The organism is Nostoc sp. LPT (assembly GCF_017115165.1).
Lineage (GTDB): Bacteria > Cyanobacteriota > Cyanobacteriia > Cyanobacteriales > Nostocaceae > Nostoc.
This window is the reverse complement of the sequence record NZ_JABXKF010000188.1, coordinates 1-18,035: the sequence shown is the minus strand read 5'-3', so window position 1 is coordinate 18,035 and position 18,035 is coordinate 1. Positions and strand designations below refer to the sequence as shown.

The following is an 18,035-nucleotide window of genomic DNA, read 5'->3' as shown; positions in this document are numbered from 1 at the left end:
CTTGCAAGACTTTCACGACTACATACCATGAAGTTTCTGCTCGATACTCAAGCATTCCTCTGGTTTGTACTCAATGATCTTGCCCTTAGTCAAGTCGCCTGTGATTTGATTGTCGATCCCCTCAATGACATCTTGTTCAGTCCTGCTTCCTATTGGGAAATTGCCATCAAAGTTAGTATTGGTAAGTATCAAATTCCTGAAAATTTTTAAACATGGATGGAGCATCAAATCCAAGTTAACAAATTTGAAATATTACCAATTAAAGTTGCTCATGCAGCCGCAATCGTGACTCTGCCATTCCATCATAAAGATCCCTTTGATCGGCTTTTGGTTGCCCAAGCACTCACAGAAAAGATCCCGATCGTTAGTGTAGATACAGTGTTAGACAATTATGCAGTTACTCGTTATTGGTAAGTACGATAATCTGCCGTCAACCGCAGTGCGATCGCTCATCCCCGTAGGTTAGGTTGAAGTTTTATAATTGCGTACTTCGGAATACGCAATTGTCAATTTTAATGAATTGATCGCTTCGTTAAACGCTTTTCGGTAAACTGCATCATTACTACTACCGTAATTCGTTTTGGCAAAGCTAATCAAAATCATATTGTTATCTCTAGGGTTTTTGAAAATGATATTTTCATGCTCATAAAGTCCACGATAGGTAAAGAATAGTCCTTTATGTCCAGCGATTGTTCGCTGCTGAAAGTTTTTTGCGTCTACAATCCAGTCTTTTTGCTGAATCCATTGTTGTAAAGAAAGTTGCTGAGGATTGCGATGCACTGATATAGTGACGTTGGGTGGATAGTCTCCTTCGTATACACTTACACTACTGATCTTTTGATAGTCCTGTTTTGTCCAGATGGCGATCCAGCCTAACGCTGAGGTATCGCCCGATTGAGCCGATTGAGAAACAACGACAAACTGAGTTGGAGAATAGCTGAATTTAAAGCCGTAGCGATCAGTATAGACAGCTTGATTGTTTACGCCCGATGTCGAAGCAGGATTCGCTTGATTCGCTTGGCTGATTCTTAAAAAACTAAGTGACGTTAGTGTTGCGATTCCCATAACTAAAATTGCGGCAGATGACAGTAAACGATATTGCTTTAAGTGTTTGAAATTCATAATTCTCTGTAAACCATCGATGTGAAACTTAGAATTACATATAGATTCAAGTTTGAATCAGCTAATTCCGCAATGTGACCAAAACCAGGAAGGCACTCATGCAATAAAAAAAAGGATACAAGCCCCTTAATTTATTAATGTCAGCAAAGAAAAGATGCGTTTCGAAATATAGCAAAAGCCTTGGTGGTTAGGACATTAACAGATGATAAAACTTAGATACAAAAAGGCTTTTCACCCAGTCCCCAGTCCCTTGCTATACATAGTGCGATCGCTCATCCCTGTAGGTTGGGTTGACGTAAGAAAACCCAACATTCATTAGCTCAAACAAAGTGCGATCGCACCCTTGCTTACGATTCGCAATCAGCAAGAGTATGAGCAAGCTATCGGTTTGTGGAAAATCTTGGTCAATCCCTGCAAGATTGGATAATTTATTTGTTGGAAGTCCCTAATACATCAAAAAATATTGCTCCAGGGTTGACGTTTCGGTGTTTCGCGCAGTCTGTAACAACTTCCGCCTTGACGTTTTGGTATTTCGCGCAGTCTGTAGGAACTTTTGCCTTGACGTTTTGGTGTTTCGCGCAGTTTGTAGGAACTTCCGCCTTCCCTGCAAGAGCTTCTGCCTTGACGTTTCCGTGTTTTGCGCAGTCTGTAGAAGCTTCCGTCTTGACGTTTCGGTGTTTCGCGCAGTCTGTAGCGACTTCCGTCATCCCTGTAGGAACTTCCGCTTTTGCTGTAGCAATTTCTGCCTTAATTTACTAAGTTTTGAGTGAAAAAAAAGTAAGAGCGGGTTTACTAGACTTCTTGCATGAATCAATGAACTTTCACCCTAAATCCCTCTCACAATTTTGGAAAAGGGACTTTGAAATTGGCTCCTCTTCTCCCAAAATTGAGAGAAGGGGTTAGGAGACGTTACAAGTTTGTGCAAGATATCTATTTTCTACAGATTTCTCATACATCCAAATTTTTCATAAACTCGCCCTTAGTTGCTCTTTGTAAAACCACTGCGGTTATTAGAAGCAGCGAGGAAAATGAAATTGGTGAAATTACTCAAATTTTAGTCTTTAAAAAAATAAATAATTTTACTCAGGACACCTTTTAAAAAATTGTCCACTATGGAATTACTAAAAAATTAGGTTATTTTTTCAGGTAAAGGAGTATTAATGGCAAGGCACAAACGCGATTCCCGTATTCTGAGCAAAGCTGAAATGCGCTTGGCAAGTATTAAATCTATTAGTCCTACTCTTGATGTAGGAGATAGTTTAACAGTTAAAGATTACACTGATAAAATTGAAAATCTCCGTCAATTTCTAGAAACCTACAATACTACTCTCTCTACCATTGATGTTTTATTAACTCAAATCATTGAAAATGAACGGGATTTGGCAGACTTTTCTGAAAAAATTTTGCTTGGTGTTGCTCATAAGTTTGGTAAAAACAGCTACGAGTATCAGATGGCTGGGGGTACTCGTAAAAGCGCTCGCAAGCGTGCTGCGCGCCAAGATGTTGTTTTGACTACCAGCTAAGGGCAAAACTTTTATCAGTACGGTTTACATAACAATTAAACAGTTAAAAAGATAAACAGGAGGAGGAAAATTAGGAAGATAGGGAATACAAAGATTTCACCCACTCCCATTCCTGTGTCAAACCCTCTTTTAGAAAGACTTGCGGCTGATATCCGAGAATTTTCTGTGCTTTAGATACATCAGCAGCCGTGTGGCGGGCGTCTCCCATCGCTTTTTCTATATGATTTCTTTTGATTGGCTTCCCAACAATTTCTTCAATCGCATCTAAGACTTCTGCTAAAACCACCCTGCTACCACCACCGATATTAAAAATTTCTCCCACTGCTTGGGGTGCGGTAGCGGCGGCTAAATTAGCGGCGACAATATCACTAACAAACGTAAACTCTCGCGTTTGCTGGCCATCGCCGTAAATAGGAATCGCCTCATCGTGCAAAATGGATTGAAAAAACTTATGAAATGCCATATCTGGGCGCTGTTTGGGCCCATAAACTGTGAAATAGCGCAATGTCACACAGGGCACACCAAAGTTCTTGTAATACAGTTCACACAAAAACTCTGCCGCTAGCTTCGTAATACCGTAAGGAGAAACCGGTTGAGGACAAATTCTCTCGTGGGTAGGTAATGTTTCTGCATCACCATATACACTAGATGAAGAGGCAAACACTAATCTTTTCAGGTGTTTAGCATCCTTAGCTGCTTCTAGCAAAACTTGTGTAGCGTTAACATTTCGTTCTGTATAACCTCGAAAAGCTTTACCCCAACTTGCTCTAACACCTGCTTGTGCCGCTTGATGGTAAACTATATCAACATCTTTCAGGAGTTTTTGCCAATCTAAAAACTGCATATCTTCTTCAATTAATGTAAAACCAGATAAACGATACAAGTGTGCAACATTGGTTCGCTTTAACATAGGATCGTAATAATTATTGAATTCATCAATCCCAATCACTTCGTTTCCTTGTTTTAGCAATGTTTCTGCAAGATGAGAACCAATAAATCCTGCGACTCCAGTAACGATAGTTTTAGCCATGTTGCCGATTTTTTTGATTAACCGCTATATTCACAAGTTAATAATTATAATCAAAAGTTGGTGATTAATTGAGGATTTTTTCCTAGATCATTTTGTTTGTATCAGCAAAAAAAATAATTAAATTAATACACTTATGCAGAAAATATATCATTAACTTGATTTATTAATTGCTAACAATAAAAATTAAAACTTTACTAATTAGTGAAAATTAATTTTTAGAATAGATGCAGTTGGAATTTAATGGCTAAAATATTTCAGCAGATGGAATAATTAAAGTGATGGATAAATAAAACAACCCCACTCTGCCTTTGAGTTACGTCAAAGTCTCCCCTCCCCGCAGGTATACAGTGTGATACACAAGTCTGAAATAGTTTACTCACCTGGTTTTTCGTGTCAGTTTTACCCCACTCTAACCCTTCCCTTTCCAAGGGGAGGAAACTAGATTTTTTCCCCCAATGCATCGGGGGGATTAAGGGGGGTAATTCGACTTGTGTAAGACCAGCCCCGCAGGAGTGTTAGGGGAATTTTGCAATAAGTATACTAAATCACCAAAGACTTGCACAAGTGTGAGAATTGATGAAAAAATTGATCCGCGAGAGTCGAATCAGGTATTCTCATTTTGCAAGGGACGCACGAGGAAATCAGTGAAAGTTTTAGTTGTTGGAAATGGAGGGCGCGAACACGCTCTGGCATGGAAACTGTTGCAATCTAAGCAAATTGAGCAAGTTGTCTGTGTACCAGGGAATGGGGGCACAGCAACTATGGAACGTTGCCAAAACTTGCCCTTAGCAGTAGATGATTTTGAGGGGATAAGCCGATATGCTCTAGAACATGGCATAACTCTGGTGATAGTTGGGCCAGAAGTCCCCTTATCTAAGGGAATCACAGATTACCTCCAAGACAAAGGATTGATGGTATTTGGCCCAGTCAGAGCCGGAGCGCAAATTGAGGCGAGTAAAGCTTGGGCAAAAGCCCTGATGCAAGAAGCAGGGATTCCGACGGCCCGATCTGCGGTATTTACGGAAGCTGCAGCAGCAAAATTCTACGTTAAATCTCAGGGAGCGCCAATTGTTGTTAAAGCTGATGGTTTGGCAGCTGGTAAGGGTGTAACGGTAGCTGAAACAGTTGCACAGGCACAAAGTGCCATTGATGCAATTTTTCAAGGACAATTTGGCAGTGCTGGTAAATTTGTCATCATTGAAGAATGTTTGATTGGACAAGAGGTGTCAGTTTTAGCGTTGACTGATGGGTTAACAATTAGACCCTTGTTGCCAACTCAAGACCATAAGCGAATTGGTGACGGCGATACAGGAGAAAATACTGGCGGCATGGGAGCATATAGCCCCGCACCCATCGCTACGCCAGAGTTGATGGCACGCATTCAAACAGCAGTATTAGAAAAGGCGATCGCCACCTTAAGAGCTAAAGGCATTGATTACCGAGGCGTGCTGTATGCTGGGTTAATGATTGCACCCGATGGCGACTTGAAAGTCTTGGAATTTAACTGTCGCTTTGGCGATCCCGAAACCCAGGTGATTTTGCCACTGTTAGAAACACCCCTAGAAGACTTGATTCTAGCCTGTGTACAGCAACGCTTAAGTGAATTGCCACCCATTGCTTGGAAGGGGGGAGCATCTGCTACTGTCGTTGCCGCTTCCGGTGGTTATCCAGGAGAATATCAGAAGGATCAGGTGATTACTGGCATTGAAGAAGCAGAGGCAACAGGAGCAATTGTATTTCATGCAGGTACAAAGTTGAACCAGCAACAAAAAATACTCACAGATGGAGGTCGAGTATTAAATGTGACAGGAATCGGAGAAAATTTTGAACAAGCGATCGCCCAAGCCTACGCTAGTATCAAACATATTCAGTTTCAGGGAATGTATTACCGGAGAGATATTGGGCATAGAGTAAGGAGTTAAAAGTCATTCAATTTTGGATTTTGGATTGAAGGAGAAATCTATAATCCAAAATTGGCAAAATCAGGAGTTATTCCCCATGCCCCATGACCTATTCCCCCTTCCCCTAACATATTTGTCAAATTAACTGTTAATTTTTTAGTTGTTGGGCTTTATAACAAAGACTACTAACAACTTTATTTAAGATGCTAACTCTGTTAAAAACAATTCGAGATGAGATCGCAAGTTGGTGGTCGGAGTTCACCCTCCAGACTAAACTGCTGGCTGTTGCCACAATGGTAGTTTCGTTGGTGATGAGTGGTTTGACCTTCTGGGCTGTGAATACAATTCAGCAGGATGCGCGGATGAATGACACCCGCTTTGGTCGTGACTTAGGGCTGCTGCTTGCTGCTAACGTTGCCCCCTTGGTCGCGGACAATAATCTCACAGAGGTTGCCCAATTTTCCCAACGCTTTTATAGCAGCACCTCTAGCGTGCGTTATATGCTTTATGCCGATGAAAACGGGGAAATCTTTTTTGGCATTCCTTTTTGGGAAGCTGAGGTAGAAAACTCCCTTACCATTAAACGGCGGATACAACTGCCAGAAGATTACCCTGGTGATGGGGAAAAGCCGATGGTGCGGCAACACACGACCCCAGATGGGATAGTCACCGATGTATTTATTCCCCTGATTGTCAATAAAAAATACTTAGGTGTATTAGCGATCGGGATCAACCCCAATCAGACCGCTGTTATCTCCACCAATTTTACCCGCGATGTCACCATTGCCGTTTTTATCACAATTTGGGTAATGGTGATTTTGGCCGGAGTGATTAACGCCTTGACCATCACCAAGCCCATTAAAGAACTACTGGTGGGGGTGAAACAAATTGCTACCGGGAATTTTAAGCAGCGCATTAATTTACCTTTAGGGGGCGAACTAGGGGAATTAATTTTAAGCTTTAATGAGATGGCAGAGCGATTAGAGCGCTATGAAGAACAGAACATTGAAGAACTGACCGCAGAAAAAGCCAAGCTAGAAACCCTAGTTTCCACGATCGCAGATGGCGCTGTGTTGATTGACAACAATATGCAGGTGATTTTAGTCAACCCTACAGCAGAGCGAATTTTTGGCTGGGAAGCCGCTAATGTAGTAGGTTGCAATGTCTTACATCACTTACCCCCAGCTGTACAAATCGAAATCACCCGTCCCTTGAACGAAATGGCAGCAGGCGAATGTGAAAGCGCCGAATTCCGAATTTTTATCAACCAACCCACCCCGCGGACGATCCGCATTCTCTTGACTACAGTACTCAACCTGCAAAGAGAAAGTATTAAAGGTATTGCGATTACTATTCAAGATATAACCCGTGAAGTTGAACTAAACGACGCAAAAAGTCAATTTATCAGCAACGTTTCTCACGAACTGCGAACGCCTCTATTCAACATTAAAACTTATATTGAAACCCTGCACGACTACGGCGAAGACTTAGCTTTACAAGAACGGCAAGAGTTTCTGCAAACAGTCAACCATGAAACCGATCGCCTAACCCGCCTAGTTAACGATGTTTTGGATTTGTCAAAACTCGAATCTGGTCGCAACTACAGCTTCGATGGCGTAGATTTAGCCCAAGCGATCGAGCAAACCTTGCGTACTTACCAACTCAACGCAAAAGATAAAGGTGTTGAACTTGTTCAGGAAGTTGCCTCTAATTTGCCGCTGGTATTAGGTAATTACGATCTGTTAGTACAAGTGTTTGGCAACCTGATTGGTAATGCCCTTAAATTCACCAAAGCCGGTGGTAAAGTAGCAATCCGCGCCTACCAACTAGATTTCAAACCCAGTCACACCGAATCTGCACCAGTGCGGATTGAAATTTCCGATACTGGAATTGGCATCGCCACAGAAGATCAACACTCAATTTTTGAACGCTTCTTCCGCGTAGAAAACCGAGTTCACACCCTAGAAGGCACGGGTTTAGGTTTATCGATTGTTAGAAATATCATCGACAGACATCGTAGTAAAGTCCATCTAGTGAGTGAAGTCAGCATTGGCACCACTTTTTGGTTCGACTTAGCCACTTTTGAAGAAAAAGCGCTACTGATACAAGTTGAACCTATTGCAGAGGCATCCAAAATTATTACAGCTTGAAGGTTAAGGAATGGGCAGTGGGGATTGGGTACAAGAGACAGAGTGCAGAAGTGCAAAGGGGCAGAGGGGAAAAACTTACTGCAACTTCTCCCTTGCTCCCTTGCTCCCCTGCTCCCCACTAAACCCAAATCAAGACCTTAATATAACGAACAACAAACATACCAATAATAAACCTAATAGCAACAATAAAGCCTGATTGCGTTTTACCCAACTTTTCACAGTTACTGCAAAACTGTTAGTGTAACGCTGCTGTTCCAAATCTAACTTTGCCTCTTCAGTATTTTGATAGAGGGTACAGTCTTTGGCGTAGGGACGTTTAGGAAAATTGCAAGTATCATCAGCGTGATAGGTGCAGGTGTCGCACAGATACCCATCCCCAGCAGCGCGGTGCAATGGAATACCGGGATGACCGTAAGCTTTGAGTGTAGTCCGGCAATAGGGACAACTAATAGCTTGACTATCAACAAGTTGATGGCAATGGGGACAAGATACAGTAGCCAAAACCTTTAGCGCAAATAGGTAAACACTTTGATTTTAGCCATTTACAGGGATAATGGGGAAATACATACGTAGCCTGTTAATTTTGAATATGGCTAGCTTTCAAAATTGGTTACTTTATCAGCATAAGTACTAATTTTATGATGATTTTTTAGATTTTATAAGTGATTTCTATCACTCAACATAATTAAGGCTATGCCATAATCTAGCAAATATTAGGTTTTGTCTTAAGTCCAATAATTATTTAGAGGTAGAAAAATATTGCCTTTTAATCCTGAGCTGTGCCGTAACGAAAGCGAAGTTGAAAGCAAACTCATAGTGCAATATTTGCTACCACAGCTAGGTTATACTCCTGACACCTGGCATCAAGAAGTTGCCGTTGGTAGCATCCGCTTAGATTTTTTGGCATTTGCCGCACAAGTGATTCCCTTTGTCTTAGATGCCAACTCACCGCTGAGTGTCGTCATGGAAGCGAAGCATCCCAAACAAAACTTAAATCATCATGTTCTTCGACTCAGGCATTATTTAACCAGTTTGCATGTCAGATATGGATTGCTGACTAATGGCAAAGAGATTAGAATTTATCAAAAATTACAGACTGATATTCAGTTAATATTTCAATGCTCTGGGAAAGAAGTCGAAATTAAGTTAGAGAATATTAAAAGTTTAATTGGTAAAGAGAGTCTAAAAGAACGACAGTTAGTAGATAAATCAGAATTTAAAATAACTGAAAATAATTTCAATTTTGAAACCAAGAGGGAAAATTCAATGAAAACAATCGCAATTTACCACAATAAAGGTGGCGTTGGTAAGACTACTGTTGCAGTTAATCTTGCAGCAGCATTGAGCAAAAAAGGTAAAAGGGTACTGTTAATTGATATAGATTCCCAGGCAAATACAACTTTTGCTACAGGATTAATAAAATTTCAATTTGATGAAGATGATGATTTACGAGATTCTAATATCTATCATTTATTAGAATCAGGTGACTTTTACTTAATACCCGATGTAACTAGAAAGTCACATTATTTTAACAATCCTGAATTAGATGTTATTCCTGCACATATTAATTTAATAGAAGGACAATATAAACTTAATCAAATTGATGCTAGCAAGACTAGGCTAGTTACGAAATTAAAAAAAGTAGAACAAGAATATGACATTGTTATTATTGATACACCTCCATCTAGAGATTTATATGCTAAAGTCGCACTTGTCGCTGCTGATTACCTGATAATTCCTTCAGATTTAAAGCCATTTGCAAACCAAGGATTGTTAAGTGTCAAAAACTTTATTATAGAAGTTAATGAATTTAGAGAAATGATAGGAAAACCACACATTATATTAATGGGTATACTGGCTTCAAAAATCTCTACCAATTCTAAATTTTTACAATATACATTTCCTAAGCAAAGGAGCGTGATTTTAGAACGTTACAATCTGCCTTTGATGGAAACAGTAATTTATGATAGAACCGTACTATCCGAATGCATGAATCAGACTATAACAGTTGGAGATTTAGAATATCCTGACCCAAAATCTGTTGTTAAATATGCAGAAGAAGTAAAATCAGATGCTCAAAAATCTGCTATGGAATTTGACATTTTAGCAGATGAAGTGTTAATAGGAATAGGGTTAAATAAATGATAAATTTTTCTTTGGTAGATGTAAAAAGCATTACTTCTAATGAACCTCGATCAAATTTTTCTGTGGCTGATTTGGAAAACCTCGCAGACATAATTATAGAAACTGGAGGAATTATCAGACCATTAGTTGTGAAAGTTACCGGAGTAGAGAGCTATACGGTAGTTGATGGACATTTTGAATATTATGCTGCTGTCAGGGCAAGAGAAAAAAATCCTCGACAAGGTGAGATGGTTAATGCTTTTGTCATTGCTCCAAAATTAGAGGATTTAGTAGTAAAGCAAGTTGCATCTCTCAAAAAAATTGATTCTTCTACTAAACAAGTAACACTACAGTCTGAAACAACAAAGTTAGAACCACGTCTGGCAAATTTAGAATTACGTCTTGAGAAGCAATTTAATGAGTTTAAGTCAGAATTTATACAAGAAAGACAAAGAATAGATAGTCAGTTAAAGCAACTTAAAAACCTTATTCCCCAAAAGAGTGACCAGAGTAATCCGCTTAGTTTATTGAACACTTTGGATAAAGACGAGTTATCTATAAAGTTGCAACGTGCTAGAATTTCTGGTGCAGAAAAACTTGCAAAGGGCATATTTGATGCTCGACGCAAGAAACCGAAGCAAGAGTTTGAAGATTACCGCGATGTAGTAAAGTCTGTTAAAAGCTTGGGTGATAAAACAATAAAATTGGGTGATAAAACAATTTTGACTATTATTGATGAGTGGTCAAGAAGTTAGTAGTTATTTAAATAAGTTATTCACGGTGTAAAAACTTGCATAGCTCTTCTCTGCGTCTTTGTGTGAGCCATGAGCCACCAAGATAATTGTAGGTTGGGTTGAACGAAGTGAAATCCAACAATTAACGCTCAATGTTGGGTTTCGTTCCTTAACCCAACCTACACAGCTTTTCTAGATTGCGTGAAAAGTAGGCGTTGCTGAATCAAAATATGAATCACGCGATCGCCTCAAGGTTACGGCGCTATGTGCCCATACTGGCACTGAACCATACTTGAGATAATATATTACTAAGTAAATCGATAAATCAAGCATTTATACTGATTTAGAATAACAAAATGTTTTACGATGTAGCCTAGTAAGATAATGTCGAAAACGACTGTTTTCTACTTCTACCCGTGTCATAAGCAGTTCCCGCTATTCTGCAACGCCGAGTTTTGAATCAAATCTTCTAAAGTCGGAATGTCTTCGCCAAAAGCTTTACGAATAGTAAGTTGCATTTGCATTATCTGTATCTTCTATTACATTGATTGTTTTACATAATATCTACACTCATGCTCCAAGGCGATATACTTTAAGAAAGTTGATTTATAAATTCTATTGGCTACATAAATTACTACATCAACTTTCTGAGGTGATATGCTTTTAAAACTGCAACAAATTATTGTAAAACCTGGTCAACAAATGTTGTTTCAAGATATTAGTTGGGAGCAGTTAGAAAGTGAGGAAACAATAGGCAGAGAAACGGCAATATGGTTGCGGTTTTACGACGTGGCTGGCAATCTGGTTTTATTACCAGAGGAGGCTGCTGCTGCACAAGCACAAGCCGCTGCTGCAAGAGAAGAAGCCGCAATTGCACAAGCACAAGCTGCTGCTGTAAGAGAGGAAGCCGCAGTTGCACAGGCGGCTCGTTTAGCGGCTAGATTAAGAGAACTAGGAGAAAATCCAGATATGTTGTGAATTTTGGCTTTTTTGATTTGTTTGGACTACAGTTTTGAGTTGTACTTTAAGGTTGAATGTTTAGGACAAACTTGAACAGATATGTATTTAACTGAGGTTATCTGAAAATTTATGCAAAGCTGTTACTTAGTTGTAGACATAGCTCAACTGAGGCATCGTATTTCTACGCTATCTCTTCAACAGCAGATGTATTGATTTAGTAGAATTGAATCTAATTTGTCTATTCGGGTTTACCGAACATACAAATTACAGTAAGCCGTAAAATTTTTATATCTAATTGAGTACGGTAATCATCAATTATTTGGTGTTAAAAACCGCATTTACAGCAGCTTTAACTATACATAATATGAAGATGTAAGCACAAGGTTAAGTGCAAAACTTATTAAACAAAGCTAACTAATGCGAGGAAGAGTTATGACACTAGGTCGTTGGAATCCTTGGAGAGAAATTGACACTCTACAACACCAGATCAATAATTTATTTGAAGATACCAGACTACCATCTGCATTGTTTGACAAAGACTTAAGCAAAGTTCCTGCTGCTGAAATCCAAGAAACTGAAGATGCGATTCATCTGAAGCTAGAACTGCCAGGAATAGAAGCTAAAGACCTGGATGTGCAAGTCACAGAAAATGCTGTTTACGTTAGCGGTGAGCGTAAGTCTGAAACTAAAACAGAAGAAAAAGGTGTTACCAGAAGTGAGTTTCATTACGGGAAATTCCAACGTGTAATTCCTCTATTTGCTCGGATTAAAAATACTGATGTTACGGCAGATTATAAAGATGGCATCTTGAATCTGACACTGCCTAAAACTGAGCAAGAAAAGAACAAAGTTGTCAAGGTGAATTTGGAACAATCTGGTAACTAATGGTTTGCGATGTCTACGACGGGCTACGCCTACGCACTACTTTACCTGCAATGGTTGATTGAAATAGTTAAGAGCTTGGTCACTCGCATAACCGAGCTTTTTTATTAGCACTTTAGTGTTAGAAAAAATACTAAAGACTTTCGAGATTTTTAAGCACCTCTGCGGCTGACTGATATCGTTGAGTGAAGTCGAAATGTACCATTTTATTTAAAATCATAACTAACTCGTCTGTAGCCTCAGTTAATTCGCGCCAATGTTGCCAAATCTGTTGATTAGCATTAGCTTGGCTTTGGATAATTATTTCACCAGTATTTGTGTCTCTACGAAACTCTCTGGGTTCTACCCCAGTTAAACCTTGTATTCCCATAATTCCCAACGCATAAATATCGCTGTTGAGTTTTGGCAATCCACTCATTTGTTCAGAAGGTGCATAACTAGGAGTGCCAATTGAAATTGTCTGAGCTTCTTGCTGCTGAGGTTGAATCTGCTTAACAGCGCCAAAGTCAATTAAAACAATGTGCCGATCTGATTCTCGCCTAATCAAGTTACTAGGTTTGATATCTCGATGGATTACGCCATAGCTGTGAACAAAAACCAGCACGTTTAAAACTTCTTTGAGCATCTCCACAACTTCAGCTTGTTTTAGTCGTTTCCCAGCAGTTAACTCTTTATCCATAGCGTGCCCTCGAACAAATTCTTGCACTAAAGAAAATTGCCGATTTTCTTCAAAAAAAGCTAGCAGTTGGGGAATTTGTGGGTGCTTACCCAAAGTTTCTAAAATTTCTGCTTCAGCGTCGAATAGGCGTCTGACAACATTTAAATATTCTGCATCTTGGCAAGGAGGTCGCAACTGTTTAACCACACACTGCGGATTACCAGGACGCTGGATATCGTCAGCCAAATAAGTATTGCTAAATCCCCCAGAACCCAAGGGTTGAGTAATTTTGTAGCGGTTGTTTAGTACCGTTCCTAGTGCAATTTCTTGCCCAATGGAATCAACAATTACCGTTGGCGCTTCATTTAAGGCATTGCCGCGCTGCCGCAAAAGACCTTGCAATTCTAGAATTAATTGTTGGTGTTCTTGAACCCGTTGGGTAATTTCTTTTTGCTCTTGCTTGGTTTGATAAGCACTATAGGCAAGGACACTCCCGGCGGTAAATACTAACCCCAACGCTGGAGGTATGACTGGGAACCATCTAGTTTGGGTAAAAATGACAAAATTGGCTCCAAATAATACTGCAAGGGCTGTTGCTCCTGCCAATCCTAAGCCTAGTGGATGTTGAATCCGCCATACCAGCAACCCACCAACTACAGTCCATCCCCATATCCAAAGGACTTTACCCCACTCAGGCAAAAACCAAAATAGAGGCTGTTTGTTAAGAACAGCACTGAGAATTTGACTAACGCTGTGGGCATGAATTTCAATTCCTGCCATCTTGCCAGAATTATCTGACTTCCCACTAGCAAATGGCGTATTAAAAATATCATTTAAACTATTGGCTGTTGAACCAATTAAAACGATGCGGTCTTTTACTAAATCTGGTTTAACTTGATTTGCAAGTATTTCTGTAATAGTTACCTGCTGGGCAACCTGATAACCGGAACGGTAGTTAAGCAGAATTTGGTAGCCATTTGTATCCGCTTTCTGATAACCACCAGCATTACTTTGCAGTGGTTTAAATACAGTATTTCGTAGTCTTAGTTCCTTTTTTGGGGTAAATTCTAGTTGGATGCCTCCGACTTCTAAATATTTGAGTGCTAGTTGTAAGCTAAAGGAATAGGTACTTTGACAAGAATCAGACTCCTCTGCACTTACCAATAAGAGGTTGCGGCGAATTGTAGCATCAGTATCTTCTACAACATCATTAAATCCGACTCGCTCTGCTTCAACGCCTTTTGGGGGTGCTATTCCCGGATTATTAGAACCAGAATGTTTGCAGATAGGAATGATGATATCGCTCTGTTGGAGGCGTTGCAGTAGTTTGTCATGACCAGGCGGTACTGGTAAGTCACGAAAAATATCTAGACCAATGACTCGCGGTTGATATTCTTCAAGCTTGCCTAATACCCGGTCTAGAAGTTCACTAGACAGGGGCCAATTCCATTTTTGGATATCTTTTTCAGTTAAAGCAACAATCAACAGACGAGTGTCTGGGCCTGAGTCAGCACGTAGTTGCATCATTTGGTCGTAGACTTTCATTTCTAGAGGCTCGAAAACCCCAAGTTTTTGAATGCCTACTAGTAAAATTGTAGCGATCGCACTTGAAAGAATAACTGGCTGTCTAAATAAATTTTTAAAATTTACAACCATTTTTTTAAATAAATTTTACTTTAAAATATACATATATTTTTAGATTAATTTTTAATATTGAAATTATTCTACGCAATTTGCAACTTTTCAAAAAATATAGTAATCATATTTTACCTGCAAACACTAACACCTCAGATACCGAATTTATTTAATAAGTCCGGTATCTTGTTGTTCGTGACTAATTTAGAATTGCTATATGTGTTTCAGATAATGCACAATCGCCTCTGCTGTTGGCATATTAGTAGCCAATAAAACTTGATTAATAGTGCATAATCTTAACAGCGCTTCTTCATTTGCTTGACCAGGCTGAGGTTGCAGCAAATCTCGCAAGAAAATAACTGCTACAATTTCTCCGGCTCCAACCAATGAAGCAATTGTTTGATATCCTCCAGAAGTTGGTGCGGCAGTTTGTTGACTAATAGTTATTCCTGTCTGTTGATGTAAGACTTCGCTAACAGATGGCCAGGTAATTGTAAAACTCTGTGAGAAAAATTCCTGATGTTCAGAAACCAATTCAGCAAGTTCTGATTTCTTGCTTTCATGAGCGATCAGTACTATATTTCTTTCAATGATTGCTTGAGGAGACTCACTGACATTTGTTTCTTCTGGAGTTTCATCAAAACGCTCTTTTATTTCAGGTAATTCTTCAATAGTTTGACTGATGCTCTCAGTAGCTCTACTTTCTGTTGTTTCCAAAGATGGAATATCAGCTGAGTCAGAAATTTCACTTATTTGTGCAGCAACATCATCAACATATACACTAACTTCTTCAGTAGTTGCATTACTCAAATCAATGTATTGATTGCTTAAAACTTCCGCAACGACATCATCAGGTGCAGTTGATGCTTGAGAAACTTCGCTTATTGTTTCATCCACCGCAGAAGTAGATTCTACTTCGTCAACATCTGCGCTGTCTGCTGCTGTAACTGACGTATCCCAATTTATCGCTTCATCAGTTGATGCTTGAGAAACTTCGCTTATTGTTTCATCCACCGCAGAAGTAGATTCTACTTCGTCAACATCTGCGCTGTCTGCTGCTGTAACTGACGTATCCCAATCTATCGCTTCATCAGTGGTATCCTGTGTAACTTGGCTCAATGCTTCTTGTGGCTGAATCTCTTCGTTTTCAACAACTTCACTGGCTTTTTCTGCGACTGGCGTATCCAAATTCACTACTTCATCATGAGTAGCTTCGGCAATGTCACTCTCCTCCTCAGATACATGGTGGGAAATATCGCGCGGCTGTACGGAGGTAACTTCTGCTGCTAGTGTTGCCTCCAATGCCTTCTCATCGTCGGTAGCTTCAGGAATAGGACTCTGTGCAGGAACTTCGTTGAAAATATCCCGTGGCTGTACAAAGGTAACTTCTGCTTCTAGTGCTGCCTCCAACTCTGCATCCTCGTCGTAGGCAGTTTCTGGAATAGCACTTATATCACGCTGTTGTACGAAAGTAGATTCTGTCGCCAGTGCTGCTTCAAAGTCTGTAACCTCATCGTGGGTAGCTTCTGGAACTATACTTTTCTCTTCAGGAGTTTCAATGATGTTTTCAGGTGCAGCTATGGCGTCATCAGGTTCAGTCAAAGAAACTTCTGAGGCTTCGCTGACTTCTGGAACCTCTACTTCCTCACCATCTGGTTTACTGAATGTAGGCAAATCCCCAATTTCATTACGGACATCGTGTGGAACTTCGTTGACTGCTTCTGGTGGTTGAATGATGTTTTCAGGGGCGATTATCTCAACAACCGGGATGACATCATCAGGTTGATTAGAAACAACTTCTGAGATTTCGCTGATTTCTGGGGAAGCAGCTTTAATTTCAGGTGTTTCTACTTCTTGACTAATCGGCGCTGGAACTTCGTTAACTACCTCTGGGGCTGGATTAACAACATTGGCAGCGCTGACATTTTCAGGCGATCGCGGCCGAGAAAACAGTGAAGGATCTATAATCCTAAAAACCGTCTCTGGTTGCTCATAAGCGGGAGCAACTGCTTCCAAAATAAAAACATAATCTGCAATCCGAATAATATCTCCATCGCTCAAAGAATATGGTCGATCTTTTTCAGCTTGTTTCCCGTTAAATATTGAGCCATTTCTACTGCCAAGGTCAGAAAAGTAGTAATTTCCACTTTTAACAAAAAACTTAGCATGTACCCGACTGATATCAGGGCTGTCTAGGACTAAATCAGAATCAGGAGAACGGCCTATTATCCATTCTCCTCTCGGTGTAGTTTCTAGGGTAAGGTCAACTTCATTGACTTCACTTAGATTTGGTGAGTAGCTAACTTTTACTTTCATATTAATTTTTGGTTAATTTTATTGATTTCTCCTACCCAACGCTGACGGGTAGTATGTTCTAAATTTAAAATATCATCTTGTGACCAATGGAAATGATAAGCAATAAAAGCTACCTCCTCATATAAAGTATCAGAGGGGTAGCTTACGACTCCCCCGCTAGTTCTAGCTCCACTGAAAATTGAGTATTGCAGTGGGGACATTGTGTCGGAATGTGTACATTGCCTTGCTGATTGATTCGATTGTAAAATTCTCTGAGATAGGCAATGTCATGTAAGAGCAATCCTTCGAGTAAATCAGGACTAACAGAGTTGAAACTGCCCATGCGAGTAATAACCCGCGCAAGCATTACTAATACGCCGTAAGCTGGATTTTCTTGAACTTTGCGCTCTTGTTGCACCAAAATTTCATCTTTGGCGGTGGCTAAACGCATCACCCCATGACGATGTACTCGGTGTTCACTATCACTCAATCCTCTAGGAAGAGTGAAAGCAAATTCTGTGCAGACAGTATCTTTCTTACGGCGCATAGGTTAATTTTATTTGGGCATTGGGTATTGGGGAGTGCTGTTAGCGTCAGCGGGGCGTTTAGCCCGTGCTGAGTGCTGAGTTAAGAGTTAGGAGTTAGGAGTTAGGAAGAAATATTATTGTTTCAAGCTTAAAACTCGGAAATTGAGCCTTTTTGCTTGAACGTTGAGCCTTTGATCTCGGAAGTTGAGCCTTTTTACTTGAACGTTGAGCCTTTGAACTCGGAAGTTGCACCTTTTTGCTTGAACGTTGAACCTTTGAACTCGGAAGTTGCACTTTTTTGCTTGAACGTTGAACTTTTGAACTCGGAAGTTGCACCTTTTTACTCGAACATTGAGCCTTTGAACTCAGAAGTTGCACCTTTTTACTCGAACATTGAGTTTTTGAACTCGGAACTTTAACCTTAGCACTCAACACTCAACACTCAGCACTCAGCACTCAGCACTCAGCACTCAGCACTCAGCACTCAGCACTCA

15 protein-coding genes and 3 pseudogenes are annotated in these 18,035 nt (G+C 40.0%); 10 read left to right on the top strand and 8 right to left on the bottom strand.

Annotated elements, in window-relative coordinates:
- The first annotated feature begins 27 nt into the window (after positions 1-27).
- Together HWQ58_RS37555 and HWQ58_RS37550 are read left to right on the top strand one after the other, a co-directional pair.
- Positions 28-210, top strand: a complete 183-nt coding sequence (locus HWQ58_RS37555) for a hypothetical protein (RefSeq protein ID WP_292873821.1) — start codon at positions 28-30, stop codon at positions 208-210.
- A gap of 6 nt (positions 211-216) precedes the next feature.
- Positions 217-414 (top strand): type II toxin-antitoxin system VapC family toxin, encoded by a 198-nt coding sequence (locus tag HWQ58_RS37550; RefSeq protein WP_292873819.1) that lies wholly within the window; start codon positions 217-219, stop codon positions 412-414.
- A gap of 48 nt (positions 415-462) precedes the next feature.
- Here HWQ58_RS37550 and HWQ58_RS37545 read toward each other — a convergent pair whose 3' ends face one another.
- Positions 463-1,122 (bottom strand): hypothetical protein, encoded by a 660-nt coding sequence (locus HWQ58_RS37545; protein WP_292873817.1) that lies wholly within the window; start codon positions 1,120-1,122, stop codon positions 463-465.
- A 1,160-nt stretch (positions 1,123-2,282) separates the two neighbouring features.
- Between HWQ58_RS37545 and HWQ58_RS37540 the strand changes: the two genes are divergently transcribed.
- Positions 2,283-2,645 (top strand): hypothetical protein, encoded by a 363-nt coding sequence (locus HWQ58_RS37540; RefSeq protein WP_292873815.1) that lies wholly within the window; start codon positions 2,283-2,285, stop codon positions 2,643-2,645.
- A 70-nt stretch (positions 2,646-2,715) separates the two neighbouring features.
- Here the strand turns inward: HWQ58_RS37540 and HWQ58_RS37535 are convergent, their stop codons facing one another.
- On the bottom strand, positions 2,716-3,675 hold the full coding sequence (locus HWQ58_RS37535) for an NAD-dependent epimerase/dehydratase family protein (RefSeq protein WP_292873813.1): 960 nt from the start codon (positions 3,673-3,675) through the stop codon (positions 2,716-2,718).
- Between the two features lie 644 nt (positions 3,676-4,319).
- Between HWQ58_RS37535 and purD the strand changes: the two genes are divergently transcribed.
- Together purD and nblS are read left to right on the top strand one after the other, a co-directional pair.
- On the top strand, positions 4,320-5,597 hold the full coding sequence (purD, locus tag HWQ58_RS37530) for a phosphoribosylamine--glycine ligase (protein ID WP_292873811.1): 1,278 nt from the start codon (positions 4,320-4,322) through the stop codon (positions 5,595-5,597).
- 182 nt (positions 5,598-5,779) lie between these two features.
- Positions 5,780-7,726, top strand: coding sequence for a two-component system sensor histidine kinase NblS (gene nblS / locus HWQ58_RS37525; protein ID WP_292873810.1), 1,947 nt, complete (start codon positions 5,780-5,782; stop codon positions 7,724-7,726).
- Between the two features lie 129 nt (positions 7,727-7,855).
- Here the strand turns inward: nblS and HWQ58_RS37520 are convergent, their stop codons facing one another.
- Entirely contained in the window at positions 7,856-8,227 is a 372-nt protein-coding gene (locus HWQ58_RS37520; RefSeq protein WP_292873809.1) for a zinc ribbon domain-containing protein, read from the bottom strand.
- A 258-nt stretch (positions 8,228-8,485) separates the two neighbouring features.
- On the opposite strand from HWQ58_RS37520, the gene HWQ58_RS37515 reads away from it, so the two are divergent.
- Positions 8,486-9,871, top strand: a complete 1,386-nt coding sequence (locus HWQ58_RS37515) for an AAA family ATPase (protein ID WP_292873807.1) — start codon at positions 8,486-8,488, stop codon at positions 9,869-9,871.
- Positions 9,868-10,605 carry a chromosome partitioning protein ParB gene (locus HWQ58_RS37510; RefSeq protein WP_292873805.1) on the top strand — a complete coding sequence of 246 codons (738 nt, stop codon included), beginning with the start codon at positions 9,868-9,870 and terminating at the stop codon, positions 10,603-10,605. The genes HWQ58_RS37515 and HWQ58_RS37510 overlap by 4 nt, the downstream gene beginning before the upstream one ends.
- A 171-nt stretch (positions 10,606-10,776) precedes the next feature.
- Here the strand turns inward: HWQ58_RS37510 and HWQ58_RS37505 are convergent.
- Positions 10,777-11,007 (bottom strand): annotated as a pseudogene (locus HWQ58_RS37505) (hypothetical protein); the annotation flags it as partial.
- 234 nt (positions 11,008-11,241) lie between these two features.
- Here HWQ58_RS37505 and HWQ58_RS38685 point away from each other — a divergent pair.
- The 3 genes and pseudogenes from HWQ58_RS38685 to HWQ58_RS37495 all read left to right on the top strand — a co-directional run.
- Positions 11,242-11,352 (top strand): annotated as a pseudogene (locus tag HWQ58_RS38685) (Uma2 family endonuclease); the annotation flags it as partial.
- Positions 11,326-11,562 (top strand): annotated as a pseudogene (locus tag HWQ58_RS37500) (hypothetical protein); the annotation flags it as partial. The pseudogenes HWQ58_RS38685 and HWQ58_RS37500, both read left to right, overlap by 27 nt.
- A 414-nt stretch (positions 11,563-11,976) precedes the next feature.
- Positions 11,977-12,429 (top strand): Hsp20/alpha crystallin family protein, encoded by a 453-nt coding sequence (locus HWQ58_RS37495; RefSeq protein ID WP_292873803.1) that lies wholly within the window; start codon positions 11,977-11,979, stop codon positions 12,427-12,429.
- Between the two features lie 130 nt (positions 12,430-12,559).
- Here HWQ58_RS37495 and HWQ58_RS37490 read toward each other — a convergent pair whose 3' ends face one another.
- The 4 genes from HWQ58_RS37490 to HWQ58_RS37480 all read right to left on the bottom strand — a co-directional run bounded on the left by HWQ58_RS37490 (position 12,560) and on the right by HWQ58_RS37480 (position 17,561).
- On the bottom strand, positions 12,560-14,740 hold the full coding sequence (locus HWQ58_RS37490) for a CHASE2 domain-containing serine/threonine-protein kinase (RefSeq protein WP_292873801.1): 2,181 nt from the start codon (positions 14,738-14,740) through the stop codon (positions 12,560-12,562).
- 192 nt (positions 14,741-14,932) lie between these two features.
- Positions 14,933-17,035: an FHA domain-containing protein gene (locus HWQ58_RS37485; RefSeq protein ID WP_292873799.1), complete on the bottom strand. Its 2,103-nt coding sequence runs from the start codon at positions 17,033-17,035 to the stop codon at positions 14,933-14,935.
- The gene (locus HWQ58_RS38680; RefSeq protein ID WP_334849144.1) at positions 17,032-17,235 is read right to left on the bottom strand and encodes a DUF6760 family protein; all 204 of its coding nucleotides are present in this window, start codon (positions 17,233-17,235) and stop codon (positions 17,032-17,034) included. Before HWQ58_RS38680 ends, HWQ58_RS37485 begins: the two co-directional genes overlap by 4 nt.
- A complete protein-coding gene (locus HWQ58_RS37480; RefSeq protein WP_292873797.1) occupies positions 17,178-17,561 on the bottom strand; it encodes a phage tail assembly protein in 384 nt (127 codons plus the stop codon). Before HWQ58_RS37480 ends, HWQ58_RS38680 begins: the two co-directional genes overlap by 58 nt.
- Between the last annotated feature and the right edge of the window lie 474 nt (positions 17,562-18,035).

Coding starts and splice junctions, on each gene's coding strand:
- HWQ58_RS37555 (WP_292873821.1), top strand. CDS start 28: ATGAAGTTTCTGCTCGATACTCAAGCATTCCTCTGGTTTGTACTCAAT.
- HWQ58_RS37550 (WP_292873819.1), top strand. CDS start 217: ATGGAGCATCAAATCCAAGTTAACAAATTTGAAATATTACCAATTAAA.
- HWQ58_RS37545 (WP_292873817.1), bottom strand. CDS start 1,122: ATGAATTTCAAACACTTAAAGCAATATCGTTTACTGTCATCTGCCGCA.
- HWQ58_RS37540 (WP_292873815.1), top strand. CDS start 2,283: ATGGCAAGGCACAAACGCGATTCCCGTATTCTGAGCAAAGCTGAAATG.
- HWQ58_RS37535 (WP_292873813.1), bottom strand. CDS start 3,675: ATGGCTAAAACTATCGTTACTGGAGTCGCAGGATTTATTGGTTCTCAT.
- nblS (WP_292873810.1), top strand. CDS start 5,780: ATGCTAACTCTGTTAAAAACAATTCGAGATGAGATCGCAAGTTGGTGG.
- HWQ58_RS37510 (WP_292873805.1), top strand. CDS start 9,868: ATGATAAATTTTTCTTTGGTAGATGTAAAAAGCATTACTTCTAATGAA.
- HWQ58_RS37495 (WP_292873803.1), top strand. CDS start 11,977: ATGACACTAGGTCGTTGGAATCCTTGGAGAGAAATTGACACTCTACAA.
- HWQ58_RS37490 (WP_292873801.1), bottom strand. CDS start 14,740: ATGGTTGTAAATTTTAAAAATTTATTTAGACAGCCAGTTATTCTTTCA.
- HWQ58_RS37485 (WP_292873799.1), bottom strand. CDS start 17,035: ATGAAAGTAAAAGTTAGCTACTCACCAAATCTAAGTGAAGTCAATGAA.
- HWQ58_RS38680 (WP_334849144.1), bottom strand. CDS start 17,235: ATGTCCCCACTGCAATACTCAATTTTCAGTGGAGCTAGAACTAGCGGG.
- HWQ58_RS37480 (WP_292873797.1), bottom strand. CDS start 17,561: ATGCGCCGTAAGAAAGATACTGTCTGCACAGAATTTGCTTTCACTCTT.